We start from the raw sequence: 16,212 nt of genomic DNA, 5'->3' as shown, positions 1-16,212 counted from the left end.
GTCCGTCCCCTCCCGTTTAACCCTGTTCCGGAAAGCGCCAGCTTTCCGCCTCGGCCGCGATCTTTGCCGCCGTCTCCCTGATCCGTCCCGATACTGCGCCCAAGGCGGCAATCGTCGTTCGCGCCGTCGTCGATGTCACCGACAAGGCGCCAATCACCCTTCCCGCCTTGGTCAGGATCGGCGCCGCACAGCAAATGATTCCCGGCTCGTGCTCCTCGCGGTCAAAGGCATAGCCACGGCTGCGAATCGCCCGCAGTTCGGCCCACAGCTTTTCGGGGCTGTCCAAGGTCTGCGCCGTGAAACTGTGAAAACTCTGCCGCTGGATCACCCGCTCGACCGCCTCGTCCGGCAGGAACGCCAGCATCGCCTTGCCCACCCCGGTGCAATAGGCGGGGCCAACCTTGCCCGCCTGCGCAAACATCTCGACCGGCTTCAGGGCGTTGCGCTTGTCGACATACAACACCTGCCCGTTGTCCATCTGTGCAAGGTGAATCGTCTCGCCGGTTTCGCCTGACAATTCATCAAGATAGGGCCGCGCAATCGGCGCAAGCGACGATGTCGCCCAAGCCGCATGCGCCAGCCTGACAAGCCGCACGCCCAGCGAATAGGTCTGCCGGTCGGGATCATAAGCCAGCATCCCCTGATGCGTCAGGGTCTGCAAAAGCCGGTAAAGCGTGGCCTTGGGATAGGCCGATTGTTCGAGCAATTCGGTGAACCGCACCGGACGCCCGGCACCCGCGACCATGTCGAGGACATCCAGCGCCTTGCCGACCGTTCCGTCCCCCTGATCCGCGCCCATGACCCCCAGCCTTTCGCTCTGCTGTTGACATAGTAGCGGATCATCCGCATAGTTTTCAATATTCAAAACTAAGTTTCACATAATGGAACCAAAAGGGAGGAAACCAATGGTCCGTTTCGCAAAGGGCACGCTCGCCCTGTCCGCTGCGTTGCTCATGGCAACCACGGCAATGGCGCAAGACAAGCGCGTCGTCACATGGAATGCCGACTACGACCCGATCCCGCTCGCGGCTGCCGAAGCCCTGATCGCCGATTTCGAGGCCGCAAACCCCGAGATCGACGTCCAGCTGACCAACTTCGACCACGAAGCCTACAAGAACGCGATCCGCAACTTCCTGACCGCCGATGCGCCCGATCTGGCGAACTGGTATGCTGCGAACCGGATGCGTCCCTTTGTCGAGGCCGGCCTTTTCGCCGACATCTCGGATGTCTGGGCCGACAACGGCCTGACCGATGCGCTCGCCTCGTCGGTCCCGTCCTCGACGATCGACGGCAAGCAGTATGCCGTCCCCTATACCTATTACCAGTGGGGCATCTATTATAACCGCGACGCCTACAAAGCCGCAGGCGTCGACCTGCCGGGCGATGGCGGCGTGACCTGGGACCAGTTCCTTGCCAACTGCGAAAAATTCAAGGCCGCAGGCATCGACTGCGTGACCACCGGCTCCAGCGCGCTTTGGCCGGTCGCGGGTATCTTCGACTACATCTCGCTGCGCACCAACGGCTACCAGTTCCACAGCGACCTCGCCGCAGGCAAGGTGTCGTGGACCTCGCCCGAAGCGCGCGCCGTGTTCGACAACCTCGGCAAGCTGCAACCCTACGTCACCGCCAACCACGCCGCGATCGACTGGCAGGATGCCGCAGCCCTGTTCGTGCAGGGCAAGGCCGCCAACTATGTCATGGGCAACTTCGCCGTCGGCGTCTTCAAGGAAGGCGGCATGACCAATGACAACCTCGGCTTCATGGTCTTCCCGGAAATCACCGCCGGTGTCGCCCGTGCCGAAGAAGCCCCGACCGACACGGTCCACCTCACCAGCGGTGCAAAGAACCCCGACGATGCGAAAAAGCTGCTGGCCTTCATCGCCAGTGCTGACGCGCAGTCGAAATGGAACGGCGCCGTGGGCCAGCTGCCGACCAACAAGAACTCGACCGTCGATGCCGCCGATCCGTTCCTGACGGCCGGTTTCCAGGCGCTGTCCACCGCGACGGGCGGCATCGCCCAGTTCTGGGACCGCGACGCGGATGCCGAATACGCCAAGGCAGGCATGGAAGGCTTCCAGCAGTTCCTCGTCCAGCCCGAAAAGCTCGACGAGATCCTCGAGCGTCTGGAACAGACCCGTCTGCGCATCTATCCGCAGTGATCTGATACCACGGGCGCCCCTGTCATCGGGGGCGCCCGTTTTTGCACCTAGCGACGATGGGAACAGACATGACCGCCGCGTCCCCGATCCAGCGCAGCCCGCGGAAATGGAACCAGCGCACGATCGCGCCTTGGCTCTTTCTCGCCCCCGGCCTGTTCATGTTCACCGTCTACGTGCTTTGGCCCATCGTCCAGAGCGTCACGCTTTCCTTCTATGACTGGAACGGCCTTTACAACAAGGACGGCCAGTTCACCGGCACCTTCGTCGGCATCGGCAACTACTCCGAACTGATGACCGACCCCGCCTTTGAAACCTCGCTCTGGAACAACCTCAAATGGCTGGTCCTTTACATGGCCGCCCTGCCCATCGGCCTGTTCATCGCGATCTTCCTGAACCAGACAGTCACGGGTATCCGGCTTTACAAATCGCTGTTCTTCTTTCCCTTCGTCATCAGCCAGGTCGTCGTCGGCCTGATCTTCGCATGGTTCTACGCGCCGAATTTCGGGCTGTTCTATCTGCTGACGGAATCCGTCACTGGCACCGGCACCGCCATCCTCGCCGACCCCGACCTTGTCACCTATGGCATCATCGCCGCAGGCCTCTGGCCGCAGATCGCCTATGTGATGATCCTCTATCTCACCGGCCTGAACAACGTCGCCCCCGACCAGATCGAGGCCGCGCGGCTTGACGGGGCCAAGGGCTGGCGCATGCTGTGGTATGTCGTTCTGCCGCAACTGCGCCCCGCGACCTTCATCGCCGTCATCGTCACCGTGATCGGCGCGTTGCGCTCCTTCGACCTCGTGTCGATCATGACAAACGGCGGCCCCTTCGGGTCGTCCCGCGTGCTGTCCTATTACATGTTCGAAATGGCCTTGGGCGAATACGGCTACCGTATGGGCTATGGCGCGGCCATCGCCGTGGTGCTGTTTGCGATCATGATGATCTTCATCTCGGGCTTCATCTGGAAGATGTGGCGCGACGAAACGGAGCGTTGATCCATGTTCCCCCGTCCCATCCGGCAATCCTCGCCCGCCGCGCAATGGGTCTATGCAATCGCCCTGCCCCTTGCCCTGATCATCTGGCTTTTCCCGCTGCTCGGCGTGGCGCTCACCTCGCTGCGCCCCGCCTCCGACCTTGCCATGGGAAACTATTTCGGCATGCCCTCGGGCATCGCATGGGAAAACTACGTCTTCATCTTCACCGAAACGCCCATCGGCCAATACATGGTCAACTCGCTCTGGGTCACCATTCCCACGGTGATCGGCGCGGTCAGCCTGTCGCTGATGACGGGCTTTGCACTGGCAGTCTACAACTTCCGCTCCAACATCCTTGTGTTCTTCATGTTCGTGGCGGGCAATTTCGTGCCGTTCCAGATCCTGATGGTCCCCGTGCGCGACATGACGCTGCAACTGGGCATGTATGACACGTGGTATGGGCTTGCGCTGTTCCACATCGCCTTCCAGACCGGTTTTTGCACCCTCTTCATGCGGAACTTCATCAAGGCCCTGCCGTATGAGCTGATCGAAGCCGCCCGCGTCGAGGGCGTCGCGGAATGGCGCATTTTCTGGTTCATCGTCCTGCCCCTGATGCGCCCCGCCATCGCGGCGCTGTCGGTGCTGGTCTTCACTTTCATCTGGAACGACTTTTTCTGGGCCACCGTGCTGACCCAAGGCGTCGACAGCCAGCCCATCACGGCGGGCCTGTCGTCGCTGAACGGCCAGTGGATCGCGCAATGGCACCTCGTCTCGGCAGGCTCGATCCTTGCCGCCCTGCCGCCTGTCCTGATGTTTTTCCTCATGCAAAAGCACTTCATCGCAGGCCTTACCCTCGGGGCCGTCAAATGAACTGGCGTATCGATGCGGGCGATCAGACCATCGCCCTGACGACTTCCGGCGGTATCCCCGCCGTCACCTATTGGGGCCCGTGCCTGCCCGTTAGCGAAGACCTCGGCCAACTCGCCCTGTCGGCGCAGAACGACCTTACGGGCGGGATGCTCGACTCGCTCGCCCCCGTGACGCTAACACCCGAATCGGGCCGCGCCTTTGCCGGACAACCCGGCCTTGTCGTGCAGGCCCAAGACGGCACGCCGCTGCACCCGCAGTTCACCTTTGACCGCGCCGAGGTCAGCCCGACCTCGCTGGTTCTGCATTCGCGCAGCGCAGGCATGGCGCTTGCCCATCACCTCACAGCACAACCCACCGGTGTCATCACCCTGCAAACCGTGCTGACCGCCGATCACCCCGTCCGCGTCCAATGGCTGGCCGCCCCGGTCCTGCCCGCCCCGCAGCAGGGCGATATCATCGATATCCACGGCAAATGGATCAGCGAATTCCACCTGAACCGCACGCCGTGGTCGGCTGGCATCCGCATGCGCGAAAGCCGCACGGGCCGGTCGGGTCACGAACACCCGCCCTATGTCATCTTTGCCGGAAATGGCTGCACCAACACAGGCGGCACCGCCCACGCCCTGCATTACGCATGGTCCGGCGGGCATCGCATGCTGGCCGAGGAATTGCCCGACGGTCGCCGTCAGGTCCAGTTCGGCCATGCGACAGGCGCGGAAACACGGCCCGCCACCCGCTTCGAATCCGCCGAACTTATCGCCACCGTCTCGACCGCTGGCCTGAACGGCATCGGCGCCACCTTCCAGCACGATATCCGCGACCGCGTGGTGAAGTGGCCCGATCCCGCCCGCCCCCGCCCCGTGCATTACAACTGCTGGGAGGCGGTCTATTTCAACCACCACCTGCCTGACCTGACTGCCATCGCCGAACGCGCCGCTGCCATCGGGGCCGAACGCTTCGTGCTGGATGACGGCTGGTTCGGCCGCCGCGACGATGACACGACCAGTCTTGGCGACTGGTGGGTGGATGAACGAAAATGGCCCAAAGGGTTAACGCCGCTGATCGAATCTGTGCATCGGTTGTGCATGTCGTTCGGATTGTGGTTCGAACCCGAAATGGTAAACCCCGACAGCGACCTGATGCGCGCCCATCCCGACTGGATGCTTGGCCCGCAGGATCAGGTAACTGGCCGGAATCAAATGGTTTTGAACCTCGCCCTGCCACAGGTGCGCGAACATCTGTTCCACTCGATTTCCGCACTTTTGACCCAATACCCCATCGATTACATAAAATGGGACCACAACCGCCTTCTCCCCGTAGTCGACGCCGACCAGACCCACGGCATTTACGAATTGCTCACCGCCCTGCGCCACGCGCACCCCTTGGTCGAGATCGAAAGCTGCGCCTCGGGCGGGGGGCGGATCGATGCAGGCATCTTGGCGCACACCCAGCGCGTCTGGCTTTCCGACAGCAACGACGCGCTGGAAAGGCTGCGAATTCAACATGATGCGGCGCTGTTCCTGCCGCTTGCCGTCACCGGCAGCCATGTCGGGCCACGCCATTGCCACACCTCGGGCCGCGTTCTGCCCATGTCCACCCGCGCCTGGGTCGCCGCCCAGCGGCATCTTGGGTTCGAGATGGACCTGCGCGAATTGACGCCTGATGAAGAAAAAACCCTCACGAATATAACGGCTTGGTGGAAAGCCAACCGCGACTGGATGACCCGCGGCACCATCCTCCGCCTCGACAGTGACGACCCCGCCACCATCTCTGAAATGCAGATTTCGGCCGATTCCAGCCGTTTCGTGCTGTTTTGCGGGCAGGAAAGCACCAGCAGCCAGATCCTTCCCCGCCCGCTGCGGCTGACGGGTCTGGACCCCGAAGCGCGTTACAGCGTTCACTTGCTGAACCGCGCCGACGCACCGCGCCAAAGCCGTGGCCCGAACGCATTGAAATCGCAGGACTTGACGCTGACGGGCCAGACGCTCATGACCTGCGGCATCTTGCTTCCGGTGGCATGGCCGGGGTCGGTCTGGGTGGTCGAGGGGCGACGGTTGTGATGGCGCAGAATGCAACAACCATATGGTTTTGCTGAAATATCAGACCTTCGGCCCAAGACGGTGCCGCAAGGATAGCAGGAATACCGGACATGAAAACAGACTGGATCGCAGTCGATTGGGGAACGTCGAACCTGCGGGCCTGGGCGATGGGACAGGGCGGCATCCTTGCCCATGCCGCGTCAGATGACGGGATGGGCAGCCTTGACCGCGACGGGTTCGAACCGGCCCTGCTGCGGCTGATCACGCCTTGGCTGACGGCGGATCGGACCGAGGTCATCGCCTGCGGCATGGTCGGCAGCCGTCAGGGCTGGTTCGAAGCGCCCTACCGCGCCACGCCCTGCACTCCGCTGGATTCTGCAAGCCTTGTCACCGCCCCGTCCCGCGACACGCGTATTGCAGTGCGCCTGATACCCGGCCTGAAGCAGGCAAAACCGGCCGACGTCATGCGCGGCGAAGAAACCCAGATTGCCGGAGTGCTTGCTTTGAACCCGGGTTTTGACGGTGTGATCTGCCTGCCGGGAACGCATTCGAAATGGGTCCACGTCTCGGCGGGCGAGGTGGTCAGTTTCCAGACCTTCATGACCGGAGAATTGTTCGCCCTGCTTTCAACCCAATCGGTCTTGCGCCATGGCATGACAGGGGGCGACTGGGACGACGCTGCGTTTGATACGGCCCTGTCCGACACCCTGTCGCGCCCCGAGCGGATTGGAGCCAAGCTGTTCGGGTTGCGCGCCGAAGGCTTGATTGCGGGCCTTGATGCTGGCGCCGCACGCGCGCGGCTTTCCGGCCTGCTGATCGGTGTGGAACTGGCCGCGTCGAAACCCTTCTGGCTGGGGCAAGAGGTGGCCATCGTCGGCTCGGAGGCCTTGGCAAAGTCCTACGCCCGCGCCCTTGTGACCCAAGGCGCAAGCCCCCGCCTTGTTCCGGCCACAGACGCCACTTTGGCCGGACTAACCGCAGCCCGCGCACAGGTGACAGCATGACCCATCGCAACATCATCGCCATCCTGCGCGGCATCACTCCGCCCGATGCGCTGCCCGTGGCCCATGCGCTGATCGCGGCGGGCATCACCCGCATCGAAGTGCCCCTGAACAGCCCTGACCCGCTGTCATCAATCGCCGCCATGGCGCGCGACGTGTCTGCCCATGCACAAATCGGCGCGGGAACAGTGCTGACCCTGCAAGACCTGCGCGCCGTGGCCGAGGCCGGTGGCACGCTCATCGTCTCGCCCAACATGGACCCCGAAGTGATTTCGGCGACCAAGGCGATGGGGCTTTCGTCATGGCCCGGCGTGATGACGCCGACCGAATGTTTCGCCGCCCTCAAGGCAGGGGCGGACGGGCTGAAGATCTTCCCCGCCTCGCTGATCGGGCCTGACGGGGTCAAGGCGATACGGGCGGTCCTGCCCAAGGCCACGCAGGTCTATGCCGTGGGCGGCGCGGGGGCCGACAATTTTGGTCAATGGATCAAGGCTGGCGCAGATGGTTTTGGCATCGGGACAGCGCTCTACACACCGGGCCTGTCGGCAGCCGAGGTCGCGGTCCGCGCCGCAAAGATCGTCGCAGCCTATGACGCCGCCAAAGGGGCCTTGGCATGATTTACGACCCGCGCCCCTGCGAACTGGGCGAAGGTGCGCTGTGGCACCCCGAACGCCGCCAACTGTTCTGGTTCGACATCCTTGGCAAGAAGCTGCACACGGTCGGCCGCGAGGGGCCGCAGACGTGGAGCTTTGTCGAACTGGTGTCAGCCGCCGGTTGGGTGACTCGCGACCACCTGCTGATCGCGGGCGAGCGCGATCTTTTCCTGTTCGAACTGGAAAGCGAAGAGATCGAAACGCTGGTCGAACTCGAACCGGGCAATCCGCGCACCCGGTCCAACGATGGCCGCGCCGACCGTCAGGGCGGGTTCTGGATCGGCACGATGGGCAAGCGGGGTGGTGATGATCCGGGCGCAGGGTCGATCTACCGCTGGTATCGGGGCGAATTGCGGAAATTGTTCGGCGGGCTGACAATTCCGAATTCGATCTGTTTCGCACCGGATGGGCGCACCGCCTATTTCGCCGATACGGTAATGCAAAAGATCAACCGCGTGGCGCTGGACGCCGACGGCTGGCCTTCGGGCGATCCGGAACTCTTCGTCGATCTGGCCGCCGAGGGGCTTTTCCCCGATGGCGCAACAGTCGATGCTGCGGGCAATCTGTGGAGCGCACAATGGGGCGCGGGGCGGGTCGCCTGCTATTCGCCGGCCGGTGAATTCCTGCGCGCCGTGCTCGTCGATGCGCCACAAACGTCCTGTCCGGCCTTTGGCGGGCCGGATTTCACAACGCTTTTCGTCACCACCGCCCGCGAGCACATGGACGCGGCGGCACTTGTCCGTGCGCCGTTGTCAGGCCAGACCTTTGCGCTGCCCGACATTGCCGCAGGCCTTCCCGAACCAAGGGTCATCTTATGAAACGCACGCTTGGCGTCTGCTACTATCCCGAACATTGGCCCGAAGCCCAATGGGCCGAAGATGCCGCCCGCATGGCCGAACTGGGCCTGACATGGGTGCGGATCGGCGAATTCGCGTGGAGCAGGATCGAACCGGTTCCGGGGCGCTATGACTGGGCTTGGCTTGACCGCGCCATAGAAACGCTGGGCGCGGCAGGGTTGAAGGTGGTTCTGGGCACGCCCACCGCTACGCCGCCGCGCTGGATGCTCGACAGGCACCCCGACATGCTGGCCGTCGATGCCCAAGGCCGCACGCGGGGCTTCGGGTCGCGGCGGCATTACTGTTTTTCCCACCGCGGGTATCGCCACGAATCGGCCCGCATCGTGACCGCGCTTGCGGAACGCTACGGTCGCAATCCCCACATCGCTGCATGGCAGACCGACAACGAGTACGGCTGCCACGATACGGTGCTGTCCTATTCTGACGCCGCGCTAAAGGCGTTCCGCGATTGGCTCGCCCAACGCTACCAGTCGACCGAGGCGTTGAACCGTGCATGGGGCAACATCTTCTGGTCGATGGAATACTCCAGTTTTGATGACATCGGCCTGCCGAACCTGACCGTGACCGAAGCGAACCCCGCCCATGTCATGGCCTTCCGCCGCTTCGCCTCGGACGAGGTGGTGGGTTACAACCGATTGCAAACCGACATCATCCGCAAGTTTTCCGATGCACCGATCGCGCATAACTACATGGGGCGGATCACGGAATTCGACCATTTCGCTACAGGTGCTGACCTCGATATCGCGTCATGGGATGCCTATCCGCTCGGGTTCCTGTCGGACCGTCTGGAGGTCACGCCCGAACACAAGCGCCGCTTCGTTCGGCAGGGCGACCCGGATTTTCAGGCCTTCCACCACGACCTTTACCGCGCTGTCGGGCGCGGGCGCTGGTGGATCATGGAGCAGCAACCGGGGCCGGTAAACTGGGCACCGTGGAACGCCGACCCCTTGCCCGGAATGGCCCGGCTTTGGGCGTGGGAGGCCTTTGCCCATGGGGCCGAGGCGGTGTGCTATTTCCGCTGGCGGCAGGCCCCCTTTGCACAGGAGCAGATGCACGCGGGTCTTTTGCGCCCCGACAGTGCCCCGGCGCAGGCCTTCCACGAGGCGGGCGAGGTGGCAAAGGAACTGGCCGCGATGCCCGATGTCGATGCCGCCCGCGCCGATGTGGCGCTGGTGTTCGACTATGCCTCGGCTTGGGCATGGCAGACCCAGCCGCAGGGGCAGGATTTCGATTACTTCCGTCTGGCCTTTTCCTTTTACCGCGGCTTGCGGCGGCTTGGGCTGAACATCGACATTCTACCCCCCGATTGCGGCGATCTTGGCAATTACAAACTGGTTCTGGCACCGGGGATTGCCACCCTGTCAGCACCGCTGCTGAACGCGCTTGCCCGTCACAACGGGGCTTCGCTGGTCGGCCCGCGCAGCAACGCCAAGACCGTCGAATTCGCGACGCCCGTTCCGCTGCCGCCGAACCTGCCCGGATTGGCCGCGACCGTGGCGCGGGTCGAAAGCCTGCCGCCAGATGTTCCGGTTCCCTTGGACCTTGGCGGCAACTTCCTGCATTGGCGTGAAAAGTTGGAAACCGAAGGCACGGTCGTAGAACGCAGCACCGACGGCTGGCCCGCGCTTGTCGCTGCCGGTGGGCTGCACTATCTGGCCGGCTGGCCGGACGAGACGGCGCTTGACCGCATCCTGACCACGCTTTGCGATGCACGGGGCATTCTGGTCGACCCCTTGCCCGAAGGCTTGCGCCGCCGCGACAGCGGAACGCACCGCTTCTGGTTCAACTACAACGCCGTTCCGGTCGAACGCGGCGAGGTGACGATACCGGCAGCCGGAGTCTACTGGGAAAAGCTGGACTAGCCGATCTGGGCAAAGGCGACGCCATTCGGGCCGAGCGTCAGGGTCGTGCCATCGGTCTTTGCTGCAAGCGAAGGACCGATGGGATCGCCCAAGCCCTCAACCGCAACACTGACCGTTTGGGCTGAGAGGTTGAAGAAACAGCCCAACCCGTTGCCCCGCACAAAGCCCAGAACCGGGTCGGGCAGGTCAAAAAACCGCGTCCGTCCCGACCGCAGGGCCGCGCTATCACGGCGAAACGCCAGCATCTGGCGGTAGAATTCCAGCACCGAACCCGCCACGCCCTGCTGGCTTGCCACATTGCGCGCAAGCTGCGGTGGCTTGACCGGCAGCCATGGGCGAGCGGTGCTGAAGCCGCCGTATCCAGACCCGTCCCAGACCATCGGCGTGCGCGTGTTGTCGCGCCCCACGGGTTCTGGCCAAAAGTTGATGCCTTGCGGATCGGTCAATTCGTCAAAGGCAAGTTCGGTATCGGTCTGGCCCAACTCCTCGCCCTGCCACAGGCAAACCGACCCTTCGAAAGACAAAAGCAACGCCGCAGCCTGTTTCGCCAGAGCGTCTGACGTTGCACCATACTTTGCCCAACGGCTGACGTGCCGCACCACATCGTGGTTGGAAAAAGCCCACATCGGCCAACCATCAGGCGCGCCCTCGAAAAACTCGGAAAGCTTGCGGCGAAAGAAATCGGGCGTGTAGTCATAGCCCATCAGCTCGAACGAGTAGCACTGATGCAGCCGCCCCGGCGCGGTGTATTCGCCCATCATCCGGATGGCGTGGTGGCTCTCGCCCATCTCGCCCACCGATGCGGCGCCGTATTCGTCGAGCAGGGCGCGGATCCGCTCCATCCACAACAGGTTTTCGGGGCGGTTCTTGTCGTAAAGGTGGTATTGCATCCCGTAGGGGTTGCCCTCGGCCTGTTCCTTTTCGCGGGGATCGGCGGGGTTGTCGCGCAGCGCCTGATCGTGGAAGAAATAATTGACCGTGTCGAAGCGGAAACCGTCAAGCCCGCGGTCCAGCCAGAAGCGCATGTTGCCCAGCGCCCAATCCTGCACGGCAGGATTGTGGAAATTGAAGTCCGGCTGTTGGGACAGGAAGTTGTGCAGGTAATACTGCTTTCTGCGTGCGTCCCATTGCCATGCCGTGCCGCCAAAGACCGAAAGCCAGTTTGTCGGCGGGGTTCCATCGGGTTTCGGATCGGCCCAGACATACCAATCGGCTTTCGCGTTGGTGCGGTTCTGGCGGCTTTCCTGAAAGAACGGGTGCTGGTCGGACGAATGCGATTGCACCTGATCGACGATCACTTTCAGCCCCAGCCCATGCGCCGATGCCAACAGCCTGTCAAAATCGGCCAACGTGCCAAAGACCGGATCGACGTTGCAATAATCCGACACGTCATACCCCATGTCGAGCATGGGCGACGTGAAGAACGGGCTGAGCCAGATGCAATCGACGCCAAGATCGGCGATATATTGCAGGCGCGAGGTGATGCCGCGCAAGTCGCCGATGCCATCGCCACCCGAATCCTGAAAGGACCGTGGATAGACCTGATAGGTTACCGCGCCGCGCCACCAATCCCGTGCCATGTCCGTCCCTTGTCGCTACGCCACAGCCTGCGTTAGCCAGTCTGGCCGCATCAGGGCAAGTACCTGTTGCAGAACCAAGCAAGGCGTCCCGCGCCTGTGATTGATATGGCAACAATTTAACGTTTGACCGCGCCGCAGACTGGGCAGAGAAAACACGCCTGCCTAGGAAGTGAACATGCCCCTTACCGCCCAATCCAAACTGGTGACACCGGTCCTGATCGCCGGATGCGTCATCTTGATGCTGTCCTTTGCCATCCGTGCCAGCTTTGGCGTGTTCCAGATCCCCATCGCAGCCGAATTCGGCTGGGCGCGTGCCGATTTCTCGCTGGCCATCGCGATACAGAACCTTGCATGGGGGATCGGGCAGCCGATCTTCGGGGCGATGGCGGAACGTTTCGGCGACCGCAGGGCAATCATTTTGGGTGCCATGCTTTATGCGGCGGGGCTTGTCGCTTCGTCCTTTGCGGTCACTCCCGGTGAGCACCAGCTTTTGGCCATCCTCGTCGGCTTCGGCATTGCAGGCACCGGGTTCGGCGTGATCCTAGCCATCGTCGGGCGCGCGGCGAGTGCCGAGAACCGGTCGATGGCGCTGGGGATCGCCACCGCCGCCGGTTCGGCGGGGCAGGTCTTTGGCGCGCCGACCGCCGAATTGCTGTTGCAAAGCCACCCGTGGCAGACGGTCTTTGTCATCTTCGCCGTAGTGATCCTTGCCGCGATGGTGGCGCTGCCCTTCCTGACCCCCGGCAAACCCGCCACGAAAGCCGAACTCGAGGAATCGCTCGGCACCGTGCTGATCCGAGCGTTCAAGGACCCGACCTATACCTTCATCTTCCTCGGCTTCTTTTCCTGCGGGTATCAGCTTGCCTTCATCACCGCGCATTTCCCCGCCTTCGTGACCGAGCTTTGCGGCCCAATCGACCCTTCGGGCATGATCGCTGGCATGGGGATCACCACGACATCGGCGCTGGGTGCGGTGTCAATCGCCGTAATCGGTCTGTTCAATATCGTCGGCACCGTCACGGCGGGCTGGCTGGGCAAGCGCTACACCAAGAAATACCTGCTGGTGGGCGTCTATACCGGGCGCACCATCGCCGCCGCCGCCTTCATCTCGATGCCGATCACCCCGACATCGGTTCTGGTCTTTTCGGCGGTCATGGGGGCGCTGTGGCTGGCGACCGTGCCCCTGACGAGCGGGTTGGTCGCCCATATCTACGGGCTGCGCTACATGGGCACGCTTTACGGTGTAGTCTTCCTGAGCCATCAGATTGGCGGGTTTCTGGGCGTCTGGCTGGGCGGTATGATGTATGATCTGACGGGGGGCTATTCGGTGGTCTGGTGGATCGGCGTGGGTGTGGGCGCCTTTTCGGCGGTGCTGCACCTGCCGATCCGCGAAAGACCGCTCGTGGCGCAGGCGGCTTGATGAAGGTCGGCATAACAAGCCTTGTCGCGGCTTACGTGCTGTCGCAGTTTTACCGCGCCTTCCTTGCCGTCCTGTCGCCCGTGCTCGCGTCCGAGCTTGGCGCAACGGCAGAAGACCTCGCCGCCGCGTCGGGGCTTTGGTTTTTGTCCTTTGCGCTGATGCAATTGCCTGTGGGCTGGGCCTTGGACAGCATCGGCCCCAGACGGACGACCGCCACGCTGCTGGCATTCGGCGGGGCGGGCGGGGCAGCGGTGTTCGCCGTAGCGCAGGGTCCGGTGGCGCTGTGGGTGGCGATGATCCTGATCGGAGCGGGCTGCGCGCCTGTGCTTATGGCATCTTTCTACATCTTTGCCCGAACCTATTCGGCAGCGGTGTTCGGCACCTTGGCGGGGGCGGTGATCGGCTTCGGATCGCTCGGCAACGTCGCGGCGTCCCTGCCGCTGTCGGCCACGGTCGATGCATTTGGCTGGCGCGGCACGCTTTGGGCGATGGCGGGCATCACGCTGGTCGTGGCGGCAGGGATCGCGCTTTTGGTGCGCGACCCGCAGCGCGTCACGCATGAAGCCAAAGGTTCGGTGTTCGACCTGATGCGTATGCCGGCGTTATGGCCGGTGGTGATTATGATGGTCGTCTGCTACGCGCCGGCAGCCGGATTGCGTGGGCTGTGGGTCGGCCCTTATTTCGCCGATGTCTTCCATGCGGATGCGGCAGGGATCGGGCGGGCATCGCTGGTGATGGGGCTGGCCATGGTGGTGGGCAATTTTGCCTACGGGCCGATGGAGCGGTTTCTCGGCACGCGCAAATGGCTGATCTTCGGCGGAAATCTGGCCGTGGCGCTGTGCCTTGCAGCGTTATGGGCCATTCCGACGGCAAGTGCCCTTACCGCCTTGGCGCTTTTGGCCGGAGTCGGGTTTTTCGGGTCGTCCTTCGGCATGGTCGTAGCACACGGGCGAGCATTTTTTCCGCCTCATCTGGTCGGGCGCGGAGTGACGCTTTTGAACCTGTTCGGCATCGCTGCAGTGGGACTTGCACAGGTAGTCACGGGCAGGCTGCACGCGGCAGCCCTGACACCGCCCGAAACCGCGCCCTATCAGGCGATATTCGCCTTCTTCGCCGTCAGCCTGTTGGCCGGACTGGTGATCTATGCCTTTTCGCGCGACCGGACCGACTGATGCGACATCGGTCTTGGCGGAATCCGCTTTTCCCTGACCCGCCCATAGGCTAACAGGCCCCGTCCCCGCAGGGGGGACGGGTAAAGGAGAACCCCGATGGGCTATAAGGTCGTCGTCGCGGGTGCCACGGGTAACGTGGGCCGCGAAATGCTGAACATCCTCGCCGAGCGCGAGTTTCCTGTGGACGAAATCGTCGCACTCGCGTCGCGCAAATCCATGGGCACCGAGATCAGCTTCGGGGAGAAAACTCTCAAGACCAAAGACCTCGACACCTTCGACTTTACCGGCTGGGACATCGCGCTTTTCGCAGTCGGGTCCGAGGCGACCAAGATCTACGCGCCCAAGGCGGCTGCAGCCGGTTGCGTAGTCATCGATAACTCGTCGCTCTACCGCTACGATCCGGCCATTCCGCTGATCGTGCCGGAAGTGAACGCCGACGCCATCGAGATGTACAAGAACAAGATGATCATCGCGAACCCCAACTGCTCGACCGCGCAGATGGTGGTTGCGCTCAAGCCGTTGCACGACCGCGCCCGTATCAAGCGCGTTGTGGTCTCGACCTACCAGTCGGTTTCGGGCGCAGGCAAGGAAGGCATCGACGAGTTGTGGAGCCAGACCAAGGGCATTTATGTTCCCGGTCAGGAAGTCGCGCCGAAGAAGTTCAGCAAGCAGATCGCCTTCAACGTGATTCCGCAGATCGACGTCTTTCTGGACTCGGGCGAGACCAAGGAAGAATGGAAGATGGTGGCCGAGACCAAGAAGATCCTCGACCCGAAGATCAAGGTCGTCGCAACTTGCGTTCGTGTTCCGGTCTTTGTCGGTCATTCCGAAGCGATCAACATCGAATTCGAGGATTTCCTCGACTGGGAAGAAGCTCAGGACATCCTGCGCGAGGCCCCCGGCATCCTGCTTGTCGACAAGCGCGAACCGGGTGGATACATCACCCCGATCGAATGTGTGGGCGATTACGCGACCTACATCAGCCGCGTCCGTCAGGACAGCACGGTGGAAAACGGCCTGTCGCTTTGGTGCGTTTCGGACAACCTGCGTAAGGGTGCCGCACTGAACGCCGTGCAGATCGCCGAAGTGCTGGGCAACCGCTGCCTGAAAAAGGGCTAAGATCCCCGGCCATTGTTGAACGAATCCCGCCCAATCGGGCGGGATTTTTCATTGCGGTGCCGACTCACTCATGTCACCGGCGCAGCGGTACGGGTCAATGTTCCGCCACGAAGCGGCACGCGGCGCCAAGTGATTGCCTTAATGTGGCAGACCAGCGGGTTGGATCGCTGGCAAAAGGTCTTTTCCACACCCACCCAAAGGGATGAGCCGCATCCCCATGAAAGCCCAAGAAAAGCCTCGTTCGCATTGAGATGTTGCCATGTTTATTGGCACTAATGGGTATCGGACACGCTTTCGGGGGATATCATGTTCAAGACCTTTGCATCGTCGATCTTTCTGCGCCGCCAGGCCGCCGATGCGGGGGCTGCAGATCGTGCCAAAATGACCCAGAGCGAGTTGCAGGATCTGTTCCGCAACGACTTCGACCTGCACAATCGCAGTGCCGTCGAAATCACCGCACGGCATGCCAACCGGCGCATGCAAGCATTTGCTGCCTGAAGGCTCGT

General features: G+C 62.7%; 14 protein-coding genes. 12 read left to right on the top strand and 2 right to left on the bottom strand.

Annotation, left to right across the window (positions count from 1 at the left end):
* Positions 1-16: 16 nt before the first annotated feature.
* Positions 17-799: an IclR family transcriptional regulator gene (locus HYN69_RS01000; RefSeq protein WP_108434100.1), complete on the bottom strand. Its 783-nt coding sequence runs from the start codon at positions 797-799 to the stop codon at positions 17-19.
* A 106-nt stretch (positions 800-905) separates the two neighbouring features.
* On the opposite strand from HYN69_RS01000, the gene HYN69_RS00995 reads away from it, so the two are divergent.
* From HYN69_RS00995 to HYN69_RS00960, 8 genes are all read left to right on the top strand, one after another.
* Positions 906-2,159: an ABC transporter substrate-binding protein gene (locus HYN69_RS00995; RefSeq protein WP_108434099.1), complete on the top strand. Its 1,254-nt coding sequence runs from the start codon at positions 906-908 to the stop codon at positions 2,157-2,159.
* A gap of 68 nt (positions 2,160-2,227) precedes the next feature.
* Positions 2,228-3,154 (top strand): carbohydrate ABC transporter permease, encoded by a 927-nt coding sequence (locus tag HYN69_RS00990; RefSeq protein WP_108434098.1) that lies wholly within the window; start codon positions 2,228-2,230, stop codon positions 3,152-3,154.
* 3 nt (positions 3,155-3,157) lie between these two features.
* On the top strand, positions 3,158-4,003 hold the full coding sequence (locus HYN69_RS00985) for a carbohydrate ABC transporter permease (protein ID WP_108434097.1): 846 nt from the start codon (positions 3,158-3,160) through the stop codon (positions 4,001-4,003).
* Positions 4,000-6,063 (top strand): alpha-galactosidase, encoded by a 2,064-nt coding sequence (locus HYN69_RS00980; RefSeq protein ID WP_108434096.1) that lies wholly within the window; start codon positions 4,000-4,002, stop codon positions 6,061-6,063. Before HYN69_RS00985 ends, HYN69_RS00980 begins: the two co-directional genes overlap by 4 nt.
* An 89-nt stretch (positions 6,064-6,152) precedes the next feature.
* On the top strand, positions 6,153-7,046 hold the full coding sequence (locus HYN69_RS00975; protein ID WP_108434095.1) for a 2-dehydro-3-deoxygalactonokinase: 894 nt from the start codon (positions 6,153-6,155) through the stop codon (positions 7,044-7,046).
* Positions 7,043-7,660: a 2-dehydro-3-deoxy-6-phosphogalactonate aldolase gene (locus HYN69_RS00970; protein WP_108434094.1), complete on the top strand. Its 618-nt coding sequence runs from the start codon at positions 7,043-7,045 to the stop codon at positions 7,658-7,660. Before HYN69_RS00975 ends, HYN69_RS00970 begins: the two co-directional genes overlap by 4 nt.
* Entirely contained in the window at positions 7,657-8,514 is an 858-nt protein-coding gene (locus HYN69_RS00965) for an SMP-30/gluconolactonase/LRE family protein (protein ID WP_108434093.1), read from the top strand. Before HYN69_RS00970 ends, HYN69_RS00965 begins: the two co-directional genes overlap by 4 nt.
* On the top strand, positions 8,511-10,415 hold the full coding sequence (locus HYN69_RS00960; protein ID WP_108434092.1) for a beta-galactosidase: 1,905 nt from the start codon (positions 8,511-8,513) through the stop codon (positions 10,413-10,415). The genes HYN69_RS00965 and HYN69_RS00960 overlap by 4 nt, the downstream gene beginning before the upstream one ends.
* Here the strand turns inward: HYN69_RS00960 and HYN69_RS00955 are convergent.
* Positions 10,412-11,995, bottom strand: a complete 1,584-nt coding sequence (locus HYN69_RS00955; protein ID WP_108434091.1) for an alpha-amylase family glycosyl hydrolase — start codon at positions 11,993-11,995, stop codon at positions 10,412-10,414. The two genes, HYN69_RS00960 and HYN69_RS00955, sit on opposite strands and share 4 nt — an antisense overlap.
* A gap of 175 nt (positions 11,996-12,170) precedes the next feature.
* Here HYN69_RS00955 and HYN69_RS00950 point away from each other — a divergent pair, with 175 nt between their 5' ends.
* From HYN69_RS00950 to HYN69_RS00935, 4 genes are all read left to right on the top strand, one after another.
* Positions 12,171-13,415: an MFS transporter gene (locus HYN69_RS00950; protein ID WP_108434090.1), complete on the top strand. Its 1,245-nt coding sequence runs from the start codon at positions 12,171-12,173 to the stop codon at positions 13,413-13,415.
* Positions 13,415-14,587, top strand: coding sequence for an MFS transporter (locus HYN69_RS00945; protein WP_108434089.1), 1,173 nt, complete (start codon positions 13,415-13,417; stop codon positions 14,585-14,587). The genes HYN69_RS00950 and HYN69_RS00945 overlap by 1 nt, the downstream gene beginning before the upstream one ends.
* A 96-nt stretch (positions 14,588-14,683) precedes the next feature.
* Positions 14,684-15,706: an aspartate-semialdehyde dehydrogenase gene (locus HYN69_RS00940; protein WP_108434088.1), complete on the top strand. Its 1,023-nt coding sequence runs from the start codon at positions 14,684-14,686 to the stop codon at positions 15,704-15,706.
* A 306-nt stretch (positions 15,707-16,012) separates the two neighbouring features.
* Positions 16,013-16,204: a hypothetical protein gene (locus HYN69_RS00935; RefSeq protein ID WP_108434087.1), complete on the top strand. Its 192-nt coding sequence runs from the start codon at positions 16,013-16,015 to the stop codon at positions 16,202-16,204.
* Positions 16,205-16,212: the final 8 nt, after the last annotated feature.

Source organism: Gemmobacter aquarius (genome assembly GCF_003060865.1).
In the GTDB taxonomy this organism is placed as follows: Bacteria; Pseudomonadota; Alphaproteobacteria; order Rhodobacterales; family Rhodobacteraceae; genus Paragemmobacter; species Paragemmobacter aquarius.
The sequence above is the reverse complement of the archived record's forward strand: the minus strand, read 5'-3'. Positions and strand labels throughout refer to the sequence as shown.

Coding starts and splice junctions, on each gene's coding strand:
- HYN69_RS01000 (WP_108434100.1), bottom strand. CDS start 799: ATGGGCGCGGATCAGGGGGACGGAACGGTCGGCAAGGCGCTGGATGTC.
- HYN69_RS00995 (WP_108434099.1), top strand. CDS start 906: ATGGTCCGTTTCGCAAAGGGCACGCTCGCCCTGTCCGCTGCGTTGCTC.
- HYN69_RS00990 (WP_108434098.1), top strand. CDS start 2,228: ATGACCGCCGCGTCCCCGATCCAGCGCAGCCCGCGGAAATGGAACCAG.
- HYN69_RS00985 (WP_108434097.1), top strand. CDS start 3,158: ATGTTCCCCCGTCCCATCCGGCAATCCTCGCCCGCCGCGCAATGGGTC.
- HYN69_RS00980 (WP_108434096.1), top strand. CDS start 4,000: ATGAACTGGCGTATCGATGCGGGCGATCAGACCATCGCCCTGACGACT.
- HYN69_RS00975 (WP_108434095.1), top strand. CDS start 6,153: ATGAAAACAGACTGGATCGCAGTCGATTGGGGAACGTCGAACCTGCGG.
- HYN69_RS00970 (WP_108434094.1), top strand. CDS start 7,043: ATGACCCATCGCAACATCATCGCCATCCTGCGCGGCATCACTCCGCCC.
- HYN69_RS00965 (WP_108434093.1), top strand. CDS start 7,657: ATGATTTACGACCCGCGCCCCTGCGAACTGGGCGAAGGTGCGCTGTGG.
- HYN69_RS00960 (WP_108434092.1), top strand. CDS start 8,511: ATGAAACGCACGCTTGGCGTCTGCTACTATCCCGAACATTGGCCCGAA.
- HYN69_RS00955 (WP_108434091.1), bottom strand. CDS start 11,995: ATGGCACGGGATTGGTGGCGCGGCGCGGTAACCTATCAGGTCTATCCA.
- HYN69_RS00950 (WP_108434090.1), top strand. CDS start 12,171: ATGCCCCTTACCGCCCAATCCAAACTGGTGACACCGGTCCTGATCGCC.
- HYN69_RS00945 (WP_108434089.1), top strand. CDS start 13,415: ATGAAGGTCGGCATAACAAGCCTTGTCGCGGCTTACGTGCTGTCGCAG.
- HYN69_RS00940 (WP_108434088.1), top strand. CDS start 14,684: ATGGGCTATAAGGTCGTCGTCGCGGGTGCCACGGGTAACGTGGGCCGC.
- HYN69_RS00935 (WP_108434087.1), top strand. CDS start 16,013: ATGTTCAAGACCTTTGCATCGTCGATCTTTCTGCGCCGCCAGGCCGCC.